We start from the raw sequence: 17,636 nt of genomic DNA, 5'->3' as shown, positions 1-17,636 counted from the left end.
CTTCAGCGCCGCCGGCTGCGCGTTGCTCACCGGGCGTCTCCGCCCAGATTGGCGGCGATGATCCGCTGGATCTCGGCCTCGACCTCGCTGCTCGCCTGCAGGCTTTCCTGCGTGCCGCCGGCGGGCGGCGTGCTGGTGGCGACCAGCTTGCCCGATGTGTCGCTGGTATCCACTTCCACCTTGGTGGAAAGGCCCACCCGCAGCGGGTACTTCGCCAGTTCCTTCGGATCGAGCGCGATGCGCACCGGCACCCGCTGGACGATCTTGATCCAGTTGCCCGATGCGTTCTGCGGCGGCAGCAGGGAGAAGGCATTGCCGCTGCCCGCGCCGAGCCCGGCAACGCGACCGTGGAAGGTCACCGCATCGCCATAGATGTCGGCGGTGATGGTGGCCTGCTGGCCCACCCGCAGATCGGCCAGCTGGGTTTCGCGGAAGTTCGCGTCGATCCACAGCGCGTCCAGCGGGACCACCGCCATCAGCGGCTCGCCGGGGGCGACCTGCTGGCCGAGCTGGACCGAACGCTGCGCCACCACGCCCGCCACCGGGGCCTTGATGCTCATATAGGCGCGGTTGATCGCCGCCTCGCGCACGGCAGCGATCGCGGCCAGCACCTGCGGGTTCTTCGCCACGCTGGTGCCGGCGATGCTGCTGGCGGCCTGCGCGCGGCGGGCGCGGGCGAGATTGAGCGCGGCGCGCGCGGTCTGCACGGAATCGGCGGCGTGGCTCAGTTCCTCGGCGGAGATGGCGCCCTGCGCGGCGGCCTGCTTGCGGCGGGCATAGTCGGCCTGCGCGCGGGAGAGGTCAGCCTCCGCCTTGGCGATTTCCGCGCCGCCTTCCGCCACGGCGGAGCGGGAGGCGCGCACCGCGCGCACCGCCTGCCCCAGCTGCGCCTCGGCGGCTTCCAGCGAGACTTCCTGCTGCGCCGGATCAAGGTCGATCAGCGTCGCGCCGCGCTCCACCGCCTGGGTGTTGTCTGCATGCAGCGCGATCACCGTGCCCGCGGCGCGGGCGGTGATCGCCACCACATTGCCGTTCACATAGGCGTCGTCCGTTTCCTCGGACGGCGGGGCGAGGAACCACATCACGCCATAGGTGATCGCGCCGATCAGCACGACGAGGCCGAGGATCAGGAAGGCGATCCGGCGCGCGCGGGGCTTGCCGCGCGGCTCCTCCTCCGCGGGGGGAGGGGGCGGTGCGGTACGGGCCGCCTCCTGCTCGGCGGCGATGTCGGACAGTTCCTCGCCGATGGTTTCGTTGTCCCGGAATTCGTTGCGCAGCATGTCGGTCATGATTGGGGTTCCGCGAAGTCTGTGGCGGCGAGGCCGCCGGCGGTGGAATCGAAGCCGCCGCCCAGCGCGGCGAGGAGCTGGATGCGCCGGGTCAGCGCATCGGCCTGGAGGTCGACCAGCGATTGCTCGGCGGCCAGCAGGCGGAAACCGGATTCGAGCGTGTCGATGCGTGAGGCGAGGCCGGTATCGACCCGCACCTGGTTGAGCCGCAGCGTTTCGCGCAGCCCGCCGACGATCCGCTGCTGGTCGGCCAGCTCGCGATCGGCGGCGCCGACGCGGGTGATCGCATCGGCCGTGTCGCGCACTGCATCCAGCACGGTGGCGTTATACTCAGCCCCATACTCTTCTACTGCCGCTGTGGCGCCCTTGTACCGGGCTTGCAGCCGGCCGCCTTCGAAGATCGGCAGGTGGATCGCAGGGCCCGCGGCATATTGGGCGGAACCGCCTTCGAACAGGTGCGAAAAGCCGACCGAGGCCAGGCCGGCGAGGGCGGAGATATTGATATTGGGGAGAAAATCCGCGCGCACCGCCTCGCGCCCGGCGCTCGCCGCCGTGATCCGCGCCCGGGCCGCCAGAATGTCCGGTCGGCGTGCCAGCAGGTCGGCGGGAAGCATGGCCGGAACCGCCGGGGGATCGCCAAGTGCCAGAACCGGCGGGGAAATCTCGCCGTGGAAGTCCGCCCCGCGGCCCACCAGCGCCGCCAGCGCATGCACCACCACCTCGCGGCTCGCCACCGCCAGCGCCCGGGCCTGCTCGGCCTCGGCCAGCAGGGTGCGGGATTGCTGCAGTTCGAAATCGCTCGCCAAGCCGCTGTTTACATTGGTTTGTGCCAGCGAAAGCGCCTGCTGGCGCGTGTCCACGAAGCGATCCGCCACGGCGATCTGCGCTTCCGCCCGGGCCAGCGCGACATAGGTCTGGGCGACTGCGGCCGACAGCGTCAGCCGCGCCGCCGCCGTGTCATAGCGGGCGGCGGCCGCCTCTGCCTCAGCCTGCCGCACCCCGGCCTTGACCCGGCCGAACAGGTCGAGATCCCAGTCCAGCGTGGCGCCCAGCTGCGGCAGCCAGCGCGTCGATCCGCCATAGGGCGGGGGGACGGTGGCATTCTCGGAGAAGCGCTGGCGCGTGACCTGCGCATTGGCGCCGATCTGCGGCTCGCCGGCCGCGCGGGTCACCCCGATGGCGGCTTCGGCCTCGCGCAGCCGGGCCTCGGCCGCCTCCAGCCGCGGATTGCCCGCCAGCGCGGCCGCCTCCAGCCGGTCAAGCTGCGGGTCGTTGAACGCGCGCCACCAGTCCGCCGCCACCGTCGGAACCTCGTCCCCGAGCCCCAGCGAAGTGGGGGCGACTGGCGTGACCTGCGGCTCGACATGCGGCACCGAAGCGCAGCCTGCCAGCAGCAGCGGCACGAGGCCGGAGAGGATCGGGCGCCGCGTCACAGCGCGTCCTCCGTCTCCGTCGCTTCGCTGGTACCGGCGAGCTGCTCGGCCCGCTCGTAAAGCCGCACCAGCGTGCGGGCGAAGGCATCGGCTTCCTCCTGCTCGATCTCGGCGAACATCTCGCTCCACGCGCCGACCACGCGCGGCTGCAACCGCTCCATCACCGCGCCACCGGCGGGAGTGACGGCGATCTTCACCACACGCCGGTCCTCGCCGCAGCGGACTCGGGCCATCATGCCGCGCTGTTCCAGCGTGTCGATCAGGCGGGTGGTCGCCCCGGTGGTGATGCCGAGCTCGCGCGCCAGTTCGCCGGCATTGCCGACCACGCCATCGGCGGTAACCTTCAACGCGATCCACTGCTGGAAGCTCATCTCCTCGCCTTCGAACTGCGCTTCGACAAGGGCGGTGCCCAGCTTCGCCACCCGGCGGATCAACCGCCCGGGCGAGCGCTGCGCCACGCATTGTTCGACTGTGAAAATGGCCATCGGCAGGGACTCGCTTTAAATTACCTGCAAGGGCAGATAATCGTAAGGCAGATATTATCAAGGCAGAAAATTTCGCCGTTGCGCGGCTCCGGCCGCAGATGCGGCTGGGAGGGGGCTCCGGCAATTCATACATAAGGGTGGGGCGGGGGTGTGCCGCGCGGCACACCCCCGCCGGGTTCACATGCCGGCCGCGGTGGGGCGCACGATCACTTCGTTGATGTCCACATCGTCCGGCTGTTCCAGGGCGAAGCGGATCGCCCGGGCAATTGCGTCGGGCGTCAGCGATTTCTTGCGCCATTCCTGCAGTGCGCCGGCCACGGCGGTGTCGGTGATGTCGTTGCCGAGCTCGGTCGCGACCACGCCGGGCGAGATCACGGTAGTGCGGATCTCGTCGTGCTCCTGCCGCAGGCCATCGGTGATCGCCCACACGGCATGCTTGGTGCCGCAATAAACCGCTGCCGTCGGCATCACCATGTGGGCCGCGATGGAGGCGACGTTGATCACATGCCCCGATCCCTGCACCAGGAAGCGCGGCAGGACCGCGGCAATGCCGTTCAGAACACCATGGATGTTGACGTCGATCATCTTCTTCCACTCGTCGCGCTTCAGCGCGGCGAGGGGGGAGAGAGGCATGACGCCCGCATTGTTCACCAGCGCATCGACCCGCCCGAAGTGCGCCTCCGCCGCGGCGACGAAGGCTTCGAAGCTGTCGCCGTCGGTGACGTCCAGCTCTTGCCAGGCCACGTGCTCGCCCAGTTCCCGCGCCAGGCTTTCCAGCCTCTCGCGGCGCCGTGCGCCGATGAACACCTTTGCGCCGGCCTGGGCCAGTTCCCGCACGGTGGCTTCGCCGATCCCGCTGGAGGCGCCGGTTACGAGCACGATCTTGTTGGAAATATTGGTCATCTGTCACTCCTGTCGTTCGGATGCCCTGATCATGCCGCCGCCTTGCCGCAGGCGTTAGACGGATCGCCCGGCAGCTTTGCACGATCCTCCGGAAGTGAGGTGTGGCACCTTGCGGCGCAGGCCGTTCCGGGCGAAGAGAGTGCCATGGACAGGATGGCGCAACTGGCGGAGGTGATTACCCGCTATGCCCCGGCAGCCGGGATGCACAGGACGGCGGTGCCTCGCCTGTCGCTGTTCCGGGCGGACGAGCCGACCGTGCCGACGCCCTCCGTCTATGACGCTTCGCTTTGTCTGATCGCCCAGGGGGCGAAGAGCGTTGCCATTGCGGAGCAGGAGCTGTTCTACGATGCCGCCCATTATCTCGTGGTGTCGGTGGACCTGCCACTGGTCGGAAGGGTGACGGAAGCGAGCGCGGATGCACCCTATCTCTGCTGCAAGATCGATCTCGATCTGCCGGCGTTGGTGGACATGGTGATTGCCGAAGGCGGGCCGGGCAAGCCGCCGCCGGCGCCCGCGCTCGCGGTCTATCCCGGCGATCCGGACCTGATCGACGCGGCCTGCCGGCTGGTGCGGCTGCTCGATCGGCCCGAGAGCATTCCGGCACTTGCACCGCTGATCGAACGGGAACTCCTCTATCGGCTGCTTGCGGGCCCGCATGGCGGGGCGCTGCGGCATCTGGCGGTGGCGGACAGCCGCCTCGGCCAGGTCAGCCGCGCCGTTGCACGCATTCGCGATCGCTTTCGCGACCAGCTGCGCATCCGCGACATCGCGGCGGCAGCGGGGATGAGCGAATCCTCGCTGCATGAACATTTCAAGGCGGTGACGCGCACGACGCCGCTCGAATACCAGAAGCAGCTCCGCCTGCAGGAGGCGCGGCGGCTGATGCTGGCGAAGGGGCTCAGCGCCGGTGCGGCAGGCTTCGCGGTGGGCTATGACAGCCCATCGCAGTTCAGCCGCGAATATCGCCGCCTTTTCGGTGCACCGCCGCGGCAGGACGTTGATCGCCTGTCCCACCAGCAGAACTTCCTCGGCGCAGTGTAACGGACGGGCTGCCGATCGTTCGCGTATCGCGAATGCTGTCGAAGCGCATTGCACGTTTCGCCCCAATCGGCTTTCACTTAGCTGTAAGGCTCATTCGAAAAGCAGCGGCCCCGCCAGGCGGAGGATCTGTGCCCCGAACGAATGGCTGCCCGCCGACAACGCCGCGGGACTTGGTGAGATAGGATGACGATGGCCAGCAGAAGCTCCGACACGCTCGACGTTACGCAATTCATGCAGGATCTGCGCTTTTCGCGATATCACCTGACCATCCTGGTGCTGTGCAGCCTCGTCACCTTCTTCGACGGGCAGGATTTTGCCGCCCTGGCCTATGCGCTGCCCTATATTCGCGACGATATGGGCATTTCGGACGAGATGACCGGCTATGTCAGCTCGGCCGCCTTCCTCGGCCAGATGATCGGCTCGCTGTTCGGCTCTTACCTGGGGGACATCTTCGGGCGGCGGCCGGTGATCATCGCCTGCACCTGCGGCAGCGCGCTGATGACCATGGCGGTCGGCTTCGCGGACACGGCCGAGCACCTGATCGCGCTGCGCTTCGTCAGCGGGCTCGCCATCGGCGGCCTGCTTGCCCCCGTGTGGGCGCTGAGCATCGAAAGCATGCCCAAGTCGATGCGCGCGACCAGCGTGACGATCATCATGATGGGCTTTTCGGTCGGCACCGCCTCTTCCGGCCCGATCGCCAACTGGATCGCCCCGGTGTGGGGCTGGCAGGGCATCTTCTGGGTCTGCGGCGTGCTGACGGGCATCTTCGCCATCCTGCTGGCCTTCACCCTGCACGAAAGCGCCCGCTGGATGGTGGCGACCAACAAGCCGCCGGCACGGATCATCCCGATCCTGTCGCGCTTCAATCCCGGCTACGAGATGGTGGGCTATGAACGCTTCATCCTCTCGGACGAGCGGCAGACCACGACCAAGAACCACCCCGTCGCCAAGCTGCGCGAATTGTTCGCGGGGGCGCTGGCGATCGTCACCCCGTTGATCTGGGCGGCCTATTTCTTCTCCAGCTTCTCGATCTATCTGAAGAGCGCCTATGGCGTGATCTTCATGGAGAACCTGGGCATCGCGCGGCAGAACGCCGCCTGGCTGGGCTCGGCCAGCGCGCTGCTGGGCGCATTCGGCGGCGTGGCGCTGCTCGCGATGACGGAGCGGCGCGGCCCCGGCTGGATCGCCCTCGCCCCTCTGCTCGCGGTGCCGATCGTGGTGCTGATCGGCACCGGCGCGGTGATCGGCGGGGACTGGTTCGTGCCGTCCCTGCTGGTCAGCGCGATCCTGGTCGGCGCCGGCCATTCGGCGGTGATTTCGATCACCAGCGTCTATTACCCCAGCGCCGTGCGCGCCACCGGGGGCGGCTGGGCCAGCTTCATGGCCAAGTTCGCCGCCGTGGCCGCGCCCATTTTCGGGGCGCAGTTCCTGTCCGGGAGCAGCGGGGCGATGGCCGGCTACATGTTCACGGCCTACTGCCTCGTCGGTATCGTGGTGTGCATCCTGCTGCTTGGCTTCTTCGCCCGCAAGCTGACGCGGGCATAGGCTATTCCTGGAATACCGCCGGCGTGTTGGGCTTCACCATCTGCGCCAGCCGCGCCGCGTCCCAATTGGTCAGGCGCACGCAGCCATGGCTCTGGGCGGTGCCGATGGAGGCGGGCTCGCCCGTGCCGTGGATGCCGTAATGCTCCTTGGACAGGTCGATCCATACCACGCCCACCGGTCCGTTCGGGCCCGGCGGCAGAACCTGGCTGTCGGCGGAATCGCTCACATCCCAGAACAGATCCGGGTTGTAGTGGAATGGGGGATTGTGGCTCACGCCCTTTATCGTCCACTTGCCGATCGGCAGCGGATCGTGCTCGCTGCCCATGGTGGCCGGAAACTGGGCGATCAGCCGGTCCTCCTCGTCGAAGGCGCGCAGCACCCCGTCAGACTTGTCGACTACCACCCGCGCCGCGGCCGGTTGATCGGGCGCGATGCCCAGCGACATCAGCGTGGTGTTCCAGTCGCCATCATCCACGTCGAACGCCGCGGGATCGACCGGGGCGGTGTTGGGCACGCGGATCACCGCCCCGGCGCCGACGCCGGTCTGCGGGCTGTTCAGCGCCACCAGCGTTTCGGGCGTGGTATGGAACCGCTCCGCCAGCGCTTCCATCAAATTGCGGTAGCCTAGCCGGTCGACCTTGGCCTGTTCGGCCGTGTCTTCGGGCAGATCGGGCATGAAGGGACCCTGCGCGAAACGGGCCGGGATGCGCACCATGCGGGTGGCCGGCACCTGGAACTTCGCCAGCGCCGCGCGCGTCGCATCGTCCAGCGTCCCGCTTTCGTTCAGACCCTGCGCCTGCTGGAAGGCGCGGATCGCCTGCGTGTCGAAGCGGGTGGACTTGCCGTCTATCACCCCGCTGGAAAAGCCCAGCCGGTCGAGCATCACCTCCGTGCCGAGAGACTCTGGCGCGGTGAATTGCGCATCGCCGGCCGGCGCATCCTCGAACTGCAGATCGGCGTAGGGGGAGGCGGCAACCTGATCCCCGGACTGGGACGATGGCGAATCGGAGGAATTGCAGGCGGCCAGCGGGGCGAGGGCGGCGGCAAGCGCCAAGTAGCGGATTCTCAAGCAGGAACTCCCGTGCAGAAGCACAGGAAACGCGGCGGGTGCGGCCGGGGTTCCTCCCGGCCGGGAAACCTCGCGGCTAATCGGTCAGGTGCTGGTGAACCGCGGTATAGGGCGGCTGGAAATAATCGAGCACTTCGCCCGCCGCGCGACCGACCTTGCTCTTCGAATTCTTGAACAGCAATTCGCGCAGGTTGATGCCCATGCCCACGAAGACATGGCGCTTGGGCTCGGTGCCCGCCGCACGGTCCGACAGCAGGAAATCGTCCCCGTGATAGCCCAGATGCAGTTCCAGGAAGCGCAACGGGCTGCGGTCGAAGGCCTTGAAGCCCGAGAGCTTGAGCGCGAAGAAATAGCGCTGCTGCTGGAAATGCCGCTTCCCCGCCACGGCATAGACGCCGTCCCCCGGCTCGATCATCAGCCGGTAATCCAGCTTCTCGTCCAGCCCCGGCACCGAATTTCGCAGGATCGAAAAGCCCGCGCCGGCGCTGTTCATCACCACGTCTTCCCACGACCAGCCGCCGGAAGGCTCGATACTGTCCGAAAGTTCCGACCACAGCATCACGCCCGAAGCGAGCGCGGCGGCGGTGTACTGAATACCGGGAGCCCGCCCCGTCTTGTGCTTGAGCCGGGCGTAGAACAATTCGCTCAACACATAGGCCGAATAGGCATGGGCCAGCTTGTCCATGCCGACATTGTTGGTGTTCTTGCCGAACCAGCCTTCGCTATGGAAGTGCGGCGCCTGCGCGTCGTCGAACAATTTGTGGCCGTTGATCGCCGTGTAATATCCGGCGATGGCGGCCAGCTCCCATTTGATCGCGGCCACATCCTTGCCGAAGGATGCGTAATCGCGCCGCGGTGCCCCTTGCAGCGAATCCGCACTGTCGAGCGGCGGTGCGGGCTGGCTCGCCTCCGCCTCATCGTCCACCGGCCCCACGATCGGCCCGTCAGGCTGCGCCTCGACCGGCGCGGCATAGGCCGGGGTGGCGCTGTGCGGAAAGGCCGTCTGCTCCGGGAGGAAGGCCGCATCCAGCGCCGCGAACACCGCCGGGGTGCTGCCCATGCCCTCTGCCTGCTCCTGCGCCTGGGCAGGAGCGGTGGCGAAGCCCGCCAGCCCGATGGCGAGGAAAGCAGCCGTGCGGGCGCGGCGAAGAGGGGCGGCGCGCCTCGGCGAGGGGAATTGCATGCAGGGCTCCGTACGGCGTGGTGCCGCGCGCCACTGGCACAATGTAACCGTGCTGTCATGTCCTGGCTCTGCCTCTTCAACAATCCCGCCGCGCGCCCGCGCTTTTGGTTTGACCGGGGGCGAGGGATTGTGGCACTTGCCGCGCCGGTCGCACCCGCGGCCGGTCCACCTTGCGCGGGCCGGCAGGCAGGAGCGGCGGCAATGCGGGCGTAGCTCAATGGTAGAGCAGAAGCTTCCCAAGCTTACGACGAGGGTTCGATTCCCTTCGCCCGCTCCACGGCCGTAGAACCCGGCAGAGGGGGAGCGCGCATTGCCGGCCTTCTTCCTCACCTTCCTGGCATGTGCCCTTGCCACGCTCGGCGGCCGGGAGGCGGTTTCCACCGCGCGGCTTTCCGCCCGCGTCGGGCCCGGCGGCGGCCTGCTTGCGGCGATCTGGGTCAGTTCGATCGTCAGCTCGGGGCTGGCGGCCTGGCTGGGGCGGGCGCTGATTCCCGTGCTTCCCAGCAATGCAAAATTCGTCTTCGTCGCCATGGCGCTGGTGATGGCCGCCGGCGAGCTGTTCCTTGCTCGTCCCCGGCCCGCCCCGCGCGAACCGACGCTGTCGGCCGGGGCGACTCTCCTCGTCCTCTTCGCCTCGCAAGTCACTGACGCTGCGCGCTTCCTTGTGCTGGCGCTGGCGGTCGGCCTGGGCTCCCCCGCGCTGGCAGGCGCGGGCGGGGCACTGGCGACCGGCATCGTCCTCACAGTAGCGAGGGAGAGTGCGGGGAACTGGGAAACACGCCTGCCGCTGGCTCCGTTGCGCGCGGCGGCTGCCGGGCTGCTGCTGCTGGCGGGGCTGGTCGTGCTGATTTCCGCGCTTGGCCTGATCGGGTGATCGAATATGCCGATCACAGCCTATACGAAAGTCTGAGAAACCGATCTTGTGGTTCCTCCGTTGAGCAGCCACATAGCTATTCGAAAGGGGAAATGACATGGCTAGCACTGGTGACAATTCCAAAGCCGCTTTGATCGAGGCGCTGAACGGCGCCCTGGCCGATCACCTCGCGCTTTATCTCAAGACCAAGAACTTCCACTGGCATGTGAAGGGTCCGAACTTCCGCAGCCGGCACCTGTTGTTTGACGAGCAGGCCGCGCAGATCTTCGGCCTGGTGGATGTGATCGCGGAGCGTGTGCGCAAGATCGGCGGCAAGACGCTGACCTCCATCGGCACGGTGGGCAAGACCACCAATATCGCCGATCAGGACGATACCGAACTCTCCGCCGATGCGATGGTGGAAGAGCTGCGCGACGACAATCGCAAGCTGCTCGAGCGCCTGAAGCAGGTGAAGAAGACCTCTGACGAGGCGGGCGACAACGCAACCAACGGCATGGTGGACGACTGGATCGACCAGGCCGAGGAGCGCGCCTGGTTCCTTACCGAAACGATCAGCTGATCCTGTCCCCCTTCCAGGATCGCGGAACCGCCGCTGCCCCGTGCAGCGGCGGCTTCTGCGTGTGAAAGCGAGATCATGGCCGACATCGAGATGATTGCGGGTGCCGGCGATGCCGGCGTCGCCCGCTGGCTGGAGCAGCATCTGACGGCCGCACTGGAGCGCGAGCCGGCGGGAATTGCCATCACCGTGCCCGGCGGATCGACGCCTTTTCCCATTCTGGAGGCGCTGACGGATTCGGCGATCGACTGGGGGCGGGTCGCCGTATGGCCGGGCGATGACCGGCTGGTGCCGGAGGATCACCCCGCCAGCAACATCGGCCGCATCCGCCGCCTGCTGGAGCCTGCCGGCGCCCGCATCGTGCCCCTGGAACTGGATGCGGATGTGCCGCGCTTCGCGCTCGCCTGGCTGGGCATGGGGGGCGACGGGCATATCGCCTCGCTCTTCCCCAACACCGATCCGCAGATCGACGATCCCCGGCCGGTGCGCCGGCTGACGCCCGATCCGCTGCCGCCGGAGGCGCCCTTCGATCGCATCACCCTCACCATTCCATCGCTCCTCGACAGCGAAGAGTTGCTGTTCGTGATGCGGGGGGAGGACAAGCGCGCGCTGTTCGAACGCGCGGCGGCGGGCGAGGGCGACTGGCCGGTTGCCCGGCTGCTGGGGGCGGCGAGCCAGAAGGTGACATGCTTCACCTGATCCCGCCGGCGCTGCACCGGGCGGTGCTGCGCTGGGCCTATCGCGTGCGGCGCATCTTTCGCCGCGTCACGCGCCTGCCGCTGGCGGGCGTGTCGCTGATCGTGTCCGACGGGGCGGGCCGGGTGTTGCTGGTGCGCCATTCCTATGGCTCGGGCCAGTGGTCCTTGCCCGGTGGCGGTGTGTCACGCGGGGAAGATCCCGAACGCGCCGCGAGGCGTGAACTGCGCGAGGAGCTGGGGTGCGAGGCCCTGGCGGTCGTCGCGCTGGGGGTGTGGCGGGAGCAGCTGGGGAACTCCCCGCATACGGCGCATATCTTCGGCATCACGGCGGATCGCCCACCCCGCGCGGACCGGCGCGAATTGTTGGAGGCGCGCTTCTTCGCGGACCACGAACTGCCGCAGGGGCTGGCCCCGATCACCCTGCGCCAGCTGGAGCTGTGGCGAGAACGGCAAAGCTAGAGCAGCGAGAGCTGGGCGGTGTCGGGCTGCCGTTCCTCCCCTTCGGCCCCTTCCAGCGAACTCAGCGTCAGCCCCATCAGCCGGATCGGCATCGGCAGCGGCAATTGCGCGTCCAGCAGCTCCGCCGCGAGCGCTTCGAACTCCGCCCGGCCGGAGACGAAATGCGGCAGGGATCGGGCGCGGGTGGCAATCTGGAAATCGGCATAGCGCAGCTTCAGCGTGACCGTGCGGCCGCGCGCCTGATGTTCGGCAATGCGGCTCCACACGATCTCCACGATATCCGCCAGCGCGTCGCGCAGCGCTGGCGCGGCGGAAATATCCTCGAAGAAGGTACGTTCGCCGCCGATGGACTTGCGGATGCGATCGGCGCGCACCGGCCGCAGGTCGATCCCCCGCGCCGCGCGATAGAGATATTCGCCGAAGCTGCCGAAATGGGCCCGCAGCCAGTCCGCATCCTTCGCCGCCAGATCGGCGCCGGTCTCTATGCCCAGCCGCGCCATCTTTTCCGCCCCACGCGGCCCCACGCCGTGGAACCGCCGCACCGGCAGGCTCTGCACGAAGGCCGCGCCCTGTCCGGGGCGGATCACGCACAGCCCGTCCGGCTTGTTCTGGTCGCTCGCCAGCTTGGCGAGGAACTTGTTGTAGGAAACCCCCGCGCTGGCGGTCAGCCCGGTCTCCTCGCGGATGCGGGCGCGGATCAGCTCGGCCACGCGGGTGGCGCTGCCGATGCCGCGAATGTCCTCGGTCACGTCCAGATAGGCTTCGTCCAGGCTCAGCGGTTCGACATGCGGAGTGAAGTGACGGAAGATCGCGCGGATCTGTTGCGACACCTCGCGATAGGTGTCGAAGCGCGGCTTGCAGAAGATCAGCTCCGGGCATTTCCGCTTGGCGGTGACGGAGGGCATGGCGGAGCGCACGCCGAAGCGGCGCGCCTCGTAGCTGGCGGCGGCCACCACGCCGCGCCCCGATGCGCCGCCCACGGCCACCGGGCGGCCGCGCAGCTCGGGATTGTCGCGCTGCTCGACGCTGGCGAAGAACGCATCCATGTCCACATGGATGATCTTGCGCAGGCCGGGCGCCTCGGCCTCGTCGTCCGTTGGGGCGGGAATCGCCATGCGGGGGGAATAAGCGCCCGCGCGGCCTGCGTCATCCGCTCACCTCGCCGGTGGCAGACATGGCGAAGCAAAAGCGTTTACCGCACCGCAACAGGCGGCTAGGGCCGCGGCCATGGCCACCAGAGTTGCACCCCACGAAATGCCGATGATCGGGCAGCGCGAGCTGGTGCTGCTGATCGCGCTGCTGATGAGCCTGAGCGCTCTCGCCATCGACGGCATGCTGCCCGCGCTTGACGAAATCGCGCGCGAGATGGGCGTGGCGGAAGGCAACCAGCGCCAGCTGGTGGTGGCGGTCTATCTCCTCGCCAATGGCGTGGGCACGCTGCTGCCCGGCTCGCTGGCGGACCGGCTGGGCCGCCGGCCCGTGCTGCTGGGCACGCTGGCGCTGTTCGCGCTGCTGTCCGTGGTGGTGACGCTGGTCCATTCCTTCGAAGCGCTGTTGGTGGTGCGCGGGCTGCAGGGCCTCGCCGCCTCGGGCCTGATGGTCGTGCCCTACGCGATCATCCGCGACCAGTATGAAGGCGACGGCATGGCCCGGCTGATGAGCCTGGTGGGCGCGGTGTTCATCGCCGTGCCGGTGGTGGCGCCCAGCCTGGGGCAGGGCGTGCTGCTGATTGCCGGCTGGCGGTGGATCTTCTTCTCGCTGGCGGGCTGTGCCGCGCTGGGCGCGCTGTGGGTGTGGGCCCGGCTGCCGGAAACGCTGCATCCCGAATACCGCCAGAAGATCGACGTGCCGGTCATCCTGCGCAACATGGGCGTGGCGCTCTTCAACCGGGCGGCGATCGGCTATGTCCTCGGCACTTCGCTGCTGATCGGCGCCGTGTTCGGCTATGTGAACAGCGCGCAGCAGCTGATCGGGGAGCATTTCGGGGCGGGCAAGTGGTTCCCGGTGGTGTTCGGCGGCACGGCGGCGATGATGGTCGTCTCCAACATCGTCAACGCCCGCATCGTGGAGCGGTTCGGCGCGCGGCGCGTGTCGCACACCGGCGTGCTGGTGTTCATCGTGGTCAGCTGCCTGCAGGTGTGGGCGGCGCATTATCACGATGGGGAGATCGCGCTGTTCCTGCCGCTGATGGCGATCAACCTCGGCCTGCTTGGCTTCCTCGGCGCCAATTTCGGCTCCATCGCCATGCAACCCTTCGCCTCCATCGCCGGCGCGGCCAGCTCGATCCAGAGCTTCTTCCGCATGTTCGGCGCGGCGGTGGTGGGGCTGGTGATCGGCCAGGCCTATGACGGCACGGCGCGGCCCTTCGCCCATGCGCTGCTGATCTGCAGCGTGCTGGCGCTGGCGCTGGTGCTGTTCAGCGAAAAGGGCGTGCTGTTCCGCCGCCTCAACGGACCGAAGCCCGCCGCGGCGGAATAGGCCGGGGGCTCAGCCCTCCGCCTTCTCCACCCGGGCGAGCAGCGCCTCCACCTGCACCTGCGCACCCGCGCTGGCGGTCAGCTCCGCCACCGTGCCGGCAAAGGGCGCGGTGAGGGCGTGCTCCATCTTCATCGCCTCCAGCACCAGCAGCCGCTGCCCGGCCTCCACCTGGTCGCCTTCGGCCACATCCACGGCGATGACCTTGCCCGGCATCGGCGCCAGGATCGCGCCATCGCCCAGCGCCGCCGCGCCCGACCCGCGCGCGGCGAGATCGAAGCGATAGGCGGTGCCGTCGGCGAACAGGATGATCGCATCCCCATCGCGATAGCCGGAGACGATGGCCGCCTCCGCGTCATCCTCCTCCGCATCCGCCTCGTGCACCTCGGCCGCTGCCTCCGCGAGGTCGATCGAGCGGAACACGCCGCCGCGGCCTAGCGTCACGGCACGCCTTGGCGCCGCATTCAGGCGGAAGCCGGCGAGCGGCCCATCCCCCGCATCCTCCATCGCGATCCGCGCCGCGACCAGCCACAGCAGCTCGGGCGGCTCTGCCGGCGGGATCAGCGCTTCGCCCGCGCGCTCGATGAAGCCGGTGTCCAGCTCCGCATGGCGGAAGGCGGCGGCGTCCAGCGCGCGGGCGAGAAAGCCCGCATTGGTCCGCACCGGCCATACTTCGGTGCCGGCGGTGGCGGCCAGCAGCGCGTCGATCGCTTCGCCCCGGTCGGCGCCGTGGCACACGAGCTTGGCGATCATCGGATCGTAGAGCGGGGAGACGGTGCCGCCTTCCTCCACCCCCGTCTCCACCCGGTCCGCCGGGCCGAAGTGGAGATGCTCCAGCCGCCCGGTGCTCGGCAGGAAGCCTTTGGCCGGGTCTTCGGCATAGAGCCGCGCCTCGATCGCATGGCCGGTGATCGCCAGATCGTCCTGCCGCAGCGGGATCGGCTCCCCGCTTGCCACGCGCAGCTGCCATTCCACCAGATCGACCCCGGTGATCGCTTCCGTCACCGGATGTTCCACCTGCAGGCGGGTGTTCATTTCCATGAAGAAGATGCGATCGGCGCGCAGCCCTTCGCTGGCGTCGGCGATGAATTCCACCGTGCCCGCGCCGACATAATCCACCGCCTTGGCCGCGCGCACGGCGGCGGCGCAGAGTTGCTCGCGCGTCGCTTCGTCCATGCCGGGGGCGGGGGCTTCCTCGATCACCTTCTGGTGCCGCCGCTGCAGCGAGCAGTCCCGCTCGAACAGATGCACCACATTGCCGTGCGTGTCGCCGAACACCTGCACTTCGATATGGCGGGGGGAGGTGATCCACTTTTCCAGCAGCACCTGCGTGTTGCCGAAGCTCGCCTGCGCTTCACGCCGGCAGCTTTCCAGCATCTCGATGAAGTGGCGCGCCTCGTCCACCTTGCGCATGCCCTTGCCGCCGCCGCCGGCCACGGCCTTGATCAGCACCGGCCAGCCGATCGCCTCGGCCTCCGCCAGCAGCCGCTCCGGGCTCTGGTCCTCGCCCAGATAGCCGGGCGTCACCGGCACGCCGGCCTCCTGCATCAGCGCCTTGGCCGCATCCTTCAGCCCCATGGCGCGGATGCTGTCGGGCTTCGGACCAACCCACACCAGCCCGGCCTCGATCACCGCCTGCGCGAAAGCGGCATTCTCGCTCAGGAAGCCATAGCCGGGGTGGATCGCCTCCGCCCCGGCCTGCCGGGCCGCGGCGATGATCCGCTCGCCCACCAGATAGCTGTCGGCCGCGGGCGAGGGGCCGATATGCACCGCCTCATCCGCCTGCCGCACATGCAGCGCGCGAGCATCGGCATCGGAATAGACCGCCACCGTGCGGATACCCATCGCCCGCGCCGTGCGGATGATGCGGCAGGCGATTTCGCCGCGATTGGCGATGAGCAGCGACTGGATCATGCTTCCTCTCCGTTTTTCAGAGAGATCTATACATCATCGGGCAGCGGCGTCATCGGGATCGGCGCCACCGGGCCGGCCATGCGCACCGCCACCAGGATTTCGCCGCGCGTCCAGCGGGGCCATTCCGCCGGCTGGGGCGGCCGGCGCAGCGCCTGCAGGAAGGCCGCTGCCACATGGCCCAGCTTGGCGAGGGCGGAGGTGTGGACGCGGTGGTCCCAGGCCGCCGCGCCGCGTGTACGAACTTCGCGGCCAATCGCGCCATAGATATTGGCGGCGGCCAGCACCGCCCACCGCTGGCGGAAGCGCAGCCGGGCCGCGCCCACCCGCGCCGCCGCCTCATGCTCGTCGGCAATGTCCACCAGCCGCGCGGCCATTTCCACCAGTTCCGCGCGATAGGCCGGCTTCATGTGCTGGCCCGGCGGAATGTCCGCCTCCACCAGCCATTCCACGGGCAGATAGCAGCGCCCGGCGGCATCGTCTTCCAGCAGGTCGCGCGCGATATTGTTGAGCTGGAAGGCCAGGCCCAGATCGCAGGCCCGGTCCAGCGTGTCGTGATCGTCCGCCGCCACGCCCATCACCCGCGCCATCATCACGCCCACCGCGCCCGCGACGTGATAGCAATAGCGCATCATGTCCGCCTCGCTGCGCGGGCGCCAGCCGGCCGCATCCAGCGCGAAGCCTTCGATCACGTCATCCGCCATCTCGGCCGTCAGATGCGCCTCCGCCGCCACCTGCCCCAGCGCATCGAAGGCGATATCGGCGGTGGGCTGCCCGTCCAGCGCCCGCGCGGTGAGCACGCGGATCGCCTCGATCCGGTCACGCGCGCCCTCTTCGTCCGGCCTCAGCGCGCCGCCATGGTCCTGCCCATCGGCAATGTCGTCGCAGCGGCGGCACCAGGCATAGAGCAGCCACGCCCGCTCGCGCGTCTGCCGGTCGAACAGCTGGCTGGCGAGGGCGAAGCTGCGGCTGCCGCGCGCAATGCTCTGCCGCGCCCGTTCCACCAGCGCCGCGCGCGGGCGGCCGCCGCCCACCTGGCGGGGCGTGGTGCGAAGGATGCGGGAAGGGGCAAGCAGGCGTGGGCGGGGCATCGGCGGCTAGAGATCCTCTGCCTTCATCTGGAAGATCGTGCGATGCGGGACATAGGCGGCCATCTTGGCCAGCAGCGGGTCCAGCGCTTCGTCCTGAATGAGGATGCCGCGATGGGCCTCGCGAATGAAGCCGGTATCGGCCATGTGGCGGTAGAATTCGATCAGCCCGTCATAGAAGCCGAAGGCGTTGAGCAGCCCCACGGGCTTGGCATGATAGCCCAGCTGCGCCCAGCTGACCGCTTCCCACAATTCGTCCATCGTGCCCACCCCGCCGGGGATGGTCAGGAAACCATCGGACAGATCGGTGAAGGCCTGCTTGCGCTGGTGCATGTTGGCAACGACATGCAGTTCGGTGCAATCCTCATTGGCCACTTCGCCGCCCACCAGCGCCTCGGGGATCACGCCGATCACCTCGCCGCCGGCATCCAGCGCGCCATAGGCCACGGAGCCCATCAGCCCCAGCTTGCCGCCGCCATAGACCAGCCCGATCCCGCGCCGCGCCAGCTCCTCCCCGATCTCGCGGGCCAGAATGACATAGCGCGGATCCGCCGGCGTGGCCGACCCGCAATACACCGCAATCCGCTTCATAATACCTCTCCGGCCCGGGGAGGATTAACGGGTTCG

General features: G+C 68.6%; 17 protein-coding genes and 1 tRNA gene. 8 read left to right on the top strand and 10 right to left on the bottom strand.

The window, feature by feature from the left end; all coding sequences use genetic code 11:
• Positions 1-26: 26 nt before the first annotated feature.
• The 4 genes from AEB_RS17645 to AEB_RS17630 all read right to left on the bottom strand — a co-directional run bounded on the left by AEB_RS17645 (position 27) and on the right by AEB_RS17630 (position 4,110).
• Positions 27-1,289: an HlyD family secretion protein gene (locus tag AEB_RS17645; protein WP_119084295.1), complete on the bottom strand. Its 1,263-nt coding sequence runs from the start codon at positions 1,287-1,289 to the stop codon at positions 27-29.
• A complete protein-coding gene (locus AEB_RS17640; protein WP_119084294.1) occupies positions 1,286-2,722 on the bottom strand; it encodes an efflux transporter outer membrane subunit in 1,437 nt (478 codons plus the stop codon). The genes AEB_RS17645 and AEB_RS17640 overlap by 4 nt, the downstream gene beginning before the upstream one ends.
• Positions 2,719-3,207: a MarR family winged helix-turn-helix transcriptional regulator gene (locus AEB_RS17635; RefSeq protein ID WP_119084293.1), complete on the bottom strand. Its 489-nt coding sequence runs from the start codon at positions 3,205-3,207 to the stop codon at positions 2,719-2,721. Before AEB_RS17635 ends, AEB_RS17640 begins: the two co-directional genes overlap by 4 nt.
• 177 nt (positions 3,208-3,384) lie before the next feature.
• On the bottom strand, positions 3,385-4,110 hold the full coding sequence (locus AEB_RS17630) for an SDR family oxidoreductase (protein ID WP_119084292.1): 726 nt from the start codon (positions 4,108-4,110) through the stop codon (positions 3,385-3,387).
• Positions 4,111-4,254: 144 nt separating this feature from the next.
• Between AEB_RS17630 and AEB_RS17625 the strand changes: the two genes are divergently transcribed.
• A complete protein-coding gene (locus AEB_RS17625; protein WP_119084291.1) occupies positions 4,255-5,151 on the top strand; it encodes an AraC family transcriptional regulator in 897 nt (298 codons plus the stop codon).
• 189 nt (positions 5,152-5,340) lie between these two features.
• Positions 5,341-6,696, top strand: a complete 1,356-nt coding sequence (locus AEB_RS17620; protein ID WP_172593156.1) for an MFS transporter — start codon at positions 5,341-5,343, stop codon at positions 6,694-6,696.
• Position 6,697: 1 nt separating this feature from the next.
• On the opposite strand, the gene AEB_RS17615 is transcribed toward AEB_RS17620, so the two are convergent.
• Complete coding sequence (locus AEB_RS17615; protein ID WP_172593155.1) at positions 6,698-7,765, bottom strand: L,D-transpeptidase family protein; 1,068 nt, start codon at positions 7,763-7,765, stop codon at positions 6,698-6,700.
• A 76-nt stretch (positions 7,766-7,841) separates the two neighbouring features.
• Positions 7,842-8,948 (bottom strand): DUF2279 domain-containing protein, encoded by a 1,107-nt coding sequence (locus tag AEB_RS17610; RefSeq protein WP_231958816.1) that lies wholly within the window; start codon positions 8,946-8,948, stop codon positions 7,842-7,844.
• A gap of 203 nt (positions 8,949-9,151) precedes the next feature.
• Here AEB_RS17610 and AEB_RS17605 point away from each other — a divergent pair.
• The 5 genes from AEB_RS17605 (at position 9,152) to AEB_RS17585 (ending at position 11,535) form a co-directional block, all read left to right on the top strand.
• Positions 9,152-9,225: transfer RNA gene (locus AEB_RS17605), tRNA-Gly, on the top strand.
• A gap of 33 nt (positions 9,226-9,258) precedes the next feature.
• Positions 9,259-9,822 (top strand): hypothetical protein, encoded by a 564-nt coding sequence (locus AEB_RS17600; RefSeq protein ID WP_119084289.1) that lies wholly within the window; start codon positions 9,259-9,261, stop codon positions 9,820-9,822.
• Between the two features lie 97 nt (positions 9,823-9,919).
• Positions 9,920-10,381: a Dps family protein gene (locus AEB_RS17595; RefSeq protein WP_119084288.1), complete on the top strand. Its 462-nt coding sequence runs from the start codon at positions 9,920-9,922 to the stop codon at positions 10,379-10,381.
• A gap of 75 nt (positions 10,382-10,456) precedes the next feature.
• Complete coding sequence (locus AEB_RS17590) at positions 10,457-11,077, top strand: 6-phosphogluconolactonase (RefSeq protein WP_119084287.1); 621 nt, start codon at positions 10,457-10,459, stop codon at positions 11,075-11,077.
• Positions 11,065-11,535 (top strand): NUDIX domain-containing protein, encoded by a 471-nt coding sequence (locus AEB_RS17585; RefSeq protein ID WP_119084286.1) that lies wholly within the window; start codon positions 11,065-11,067, stop codon positions 11,533-11,535. Before AEB_RS17590 ends, AEB_RS17585 begins: the two co-directional genes overlap by 13 nt.
• Here AEB_RS17585 and dinB read toward each other — a convergent pair.
• The gene (dinB, locus tag AEB_RS17580) at positions 11,532-12,650 is read right to left on the bottom strand and encodes a DNA polymerase IV (protein WP_119084285.1); all 1,119 of its coding nucleotides are present in this window, start codon (positions 12,648-12,650) and stop codon (positions 11,532-11,534) included. The genes AEB_RS17585 and dinB overlap by 4 nt on opposite strands.
• Positions 12,651-12,762: 112 nt before the next feature.
• On the opposite strand from dinB, the gene AEB_RS17575 reads away from it, so the two are divergent.
• A complete protein-coding gene (locus AEB_RS17575) occupies positions 12,763-14,013 on the top strand; it encodes a multidrug effflux MFS transporter (protein ID WP_119084284.1) in 1,251 nt (416 codons plus the stop codon).
• A gap of 9 nt (positions 14,014-14,022) precedes the next feature.
• On the opposite strand, the gene AEB_RS17570 is transcribed toward AEB_RS17575, so the two are convergent.
• Genes AEB_RS17570 through AEB_RS17560 form a run of 3 tightly spaced genes read right to left on the bottom strand, consistent with a single transcriptional unit; the run spans position 14,023 to position 17,600 of the window.
• The gene (locus tag AEB_RS17570; protein WP_119084283.1) at positions 14,023-15,924 is read right to left on the bottom strand and encodes an acetyl/propionyl/methylcrotonyl-CoA carboxylase subunit alpha; all 1,902 of its coding nucleotides are present in this window, start codon (positions 15,922-15,924) and stop codon (positions 14,023-14,025) included.
• Between the two features lie 26 nt (positions 15,925-15,950).
• Entirely contained in the window at positions 15,951-17,012 is a 1,062-nt protein-coding gene (locus AEB_RS17565) for a phytoene/squalene synthase family protein (protein WP_119084282.1), read from the bottom strand.
• 6 nt (positions 17,013-17,018) lie between these two features.
• Positions 17,019-17,600: a TIGR00730 family Rossman fold protein gene (locus tag AEB_RS17560; protein ID WP_119084281.1), complete on the bottom strand. Its 582-nt coding sequence runs from the start codon at positions 17,598-17,600 to the stop codon at positions 17,019-17,021.
• Between the last annotated feature and the right edge of the window lie 36 nt (positions 17,601-17,636).

The sequence above is a fragment of the Altererythrobacter sp. B11 genome (genome assembly GCF_003569745.1).
GTDB lineage: Bacteria > Pseudomonadota > Alphaproteobacteria > Sphingomonadales > Sphingomonadaceae > Croceibacterium_C.
The sequence above is the reverse complement of the archived record's forward strand: the minus strand, read 5'-3'. Positions and strand labels throughout refer to the sequence as shown.

Excerpts from the sequence above, each read along its gene's own strand:
- AEB_RS17645 (WP_119084295.1), bottom strand. The coding sequence starts at position 1,289 with ATGACCGACATGCTGCGCAACGAATTCCGGGACAACGAAACCATCGGC.
- dinB (WP_119084285.1), bottom strand. The coding sequence starts at position 12,650 with ATGGCGATTCCCGCCCCAACGGACGACGAGGCCGAGGCGCCCGGCCTG.
- AEB_RS17620 (WP_172593156.1), top strand. The coding sequence starts at position 5,341 with ATGGCCAGCAGAAGCTCCGACACGCTCGACGTTACGCAATTCATGCAG.
- AEB_RS17565 (WP_119084282.1), bottom strand. The coding sequence starts at position 17,012 with ATGCCCCGCCCACGCCTGCTTGCCCCTTCCCGCATCCTTCGCACCACG.
- AEB_RS17630 (WP_119084292.1), bottom strand. The coding sequence starts at position 4,110 with ATGACCAATATTTCCAACAAGATCGTGCTCGTAACCGGCGCCTCCAGC.
- AEB_RS17625 (WP_119084291.1), top strand. The coding sequence starts at position 4,255 with ATGGACAGGATGGCGCAACTGGCGGAGGTGATTACCCGCTATGCCCCG.
- AEB_RS17610 (WP_231958816.1), bottom strand. The coding sequence starts at position 8,948 with ATGCAATTCCCCTCGCCGAGGCGCGCCGCCCCTCTTCGCCGCGCCCGC.
- AEB_RS17590 (WP_119084287.1), top strand. The coding sequence starts at position 10,457 with ATGGCCGACATCGAGATGATTGCGGGTGCCGGCGATGCCGGCGTCGCC.
- AEB_RS17560 (WP_119084281.1), bottom strand. The coding sequence starts at position 17,600 with ATGAAGCGGATTGCGGTGTATTGCGGGTCGGCCACGCCGGCGGATCCG.
- AEB_RS17585 (WP_119084286.1), top strand. The coding sequence starts at position 11,065 with ATGCTTCACCTGATCCCGCCGGCGCTGCACCGGGCGGTGCTGCGCTGG.
- AEB_RS17575 (WP_119084284.1), top strand. The coding sequence starts at position 12,763 with ATGGCCACCAGAGTTGCACCCCACGAAATGCCGATGATCGGGCAGCGC.
- AEB_RS17570 (WP_119084283.1), bottom strand. The coding sequence starts at position 15,924 with ATGATCCAGTCGCTGCTCATCGCCAATCGCGGCGAAATCGCCTGCCGC.
- AEB_RS17595 (WP_119084288.1), top strand. The coding sequence starts at position 9,920 with ATGGCTAGCACTGGTGACAATTCCAAAGCCGCTTTGATCGAGGCGCTG.
- AEB_RS17635 (WP_119084293.1), bottom strand. The coding sequence starts at position 3,207 with ATGGCCATTTTCACAGTCGAACAATGCGTGGCGCAGCGCTCGCCCGGG.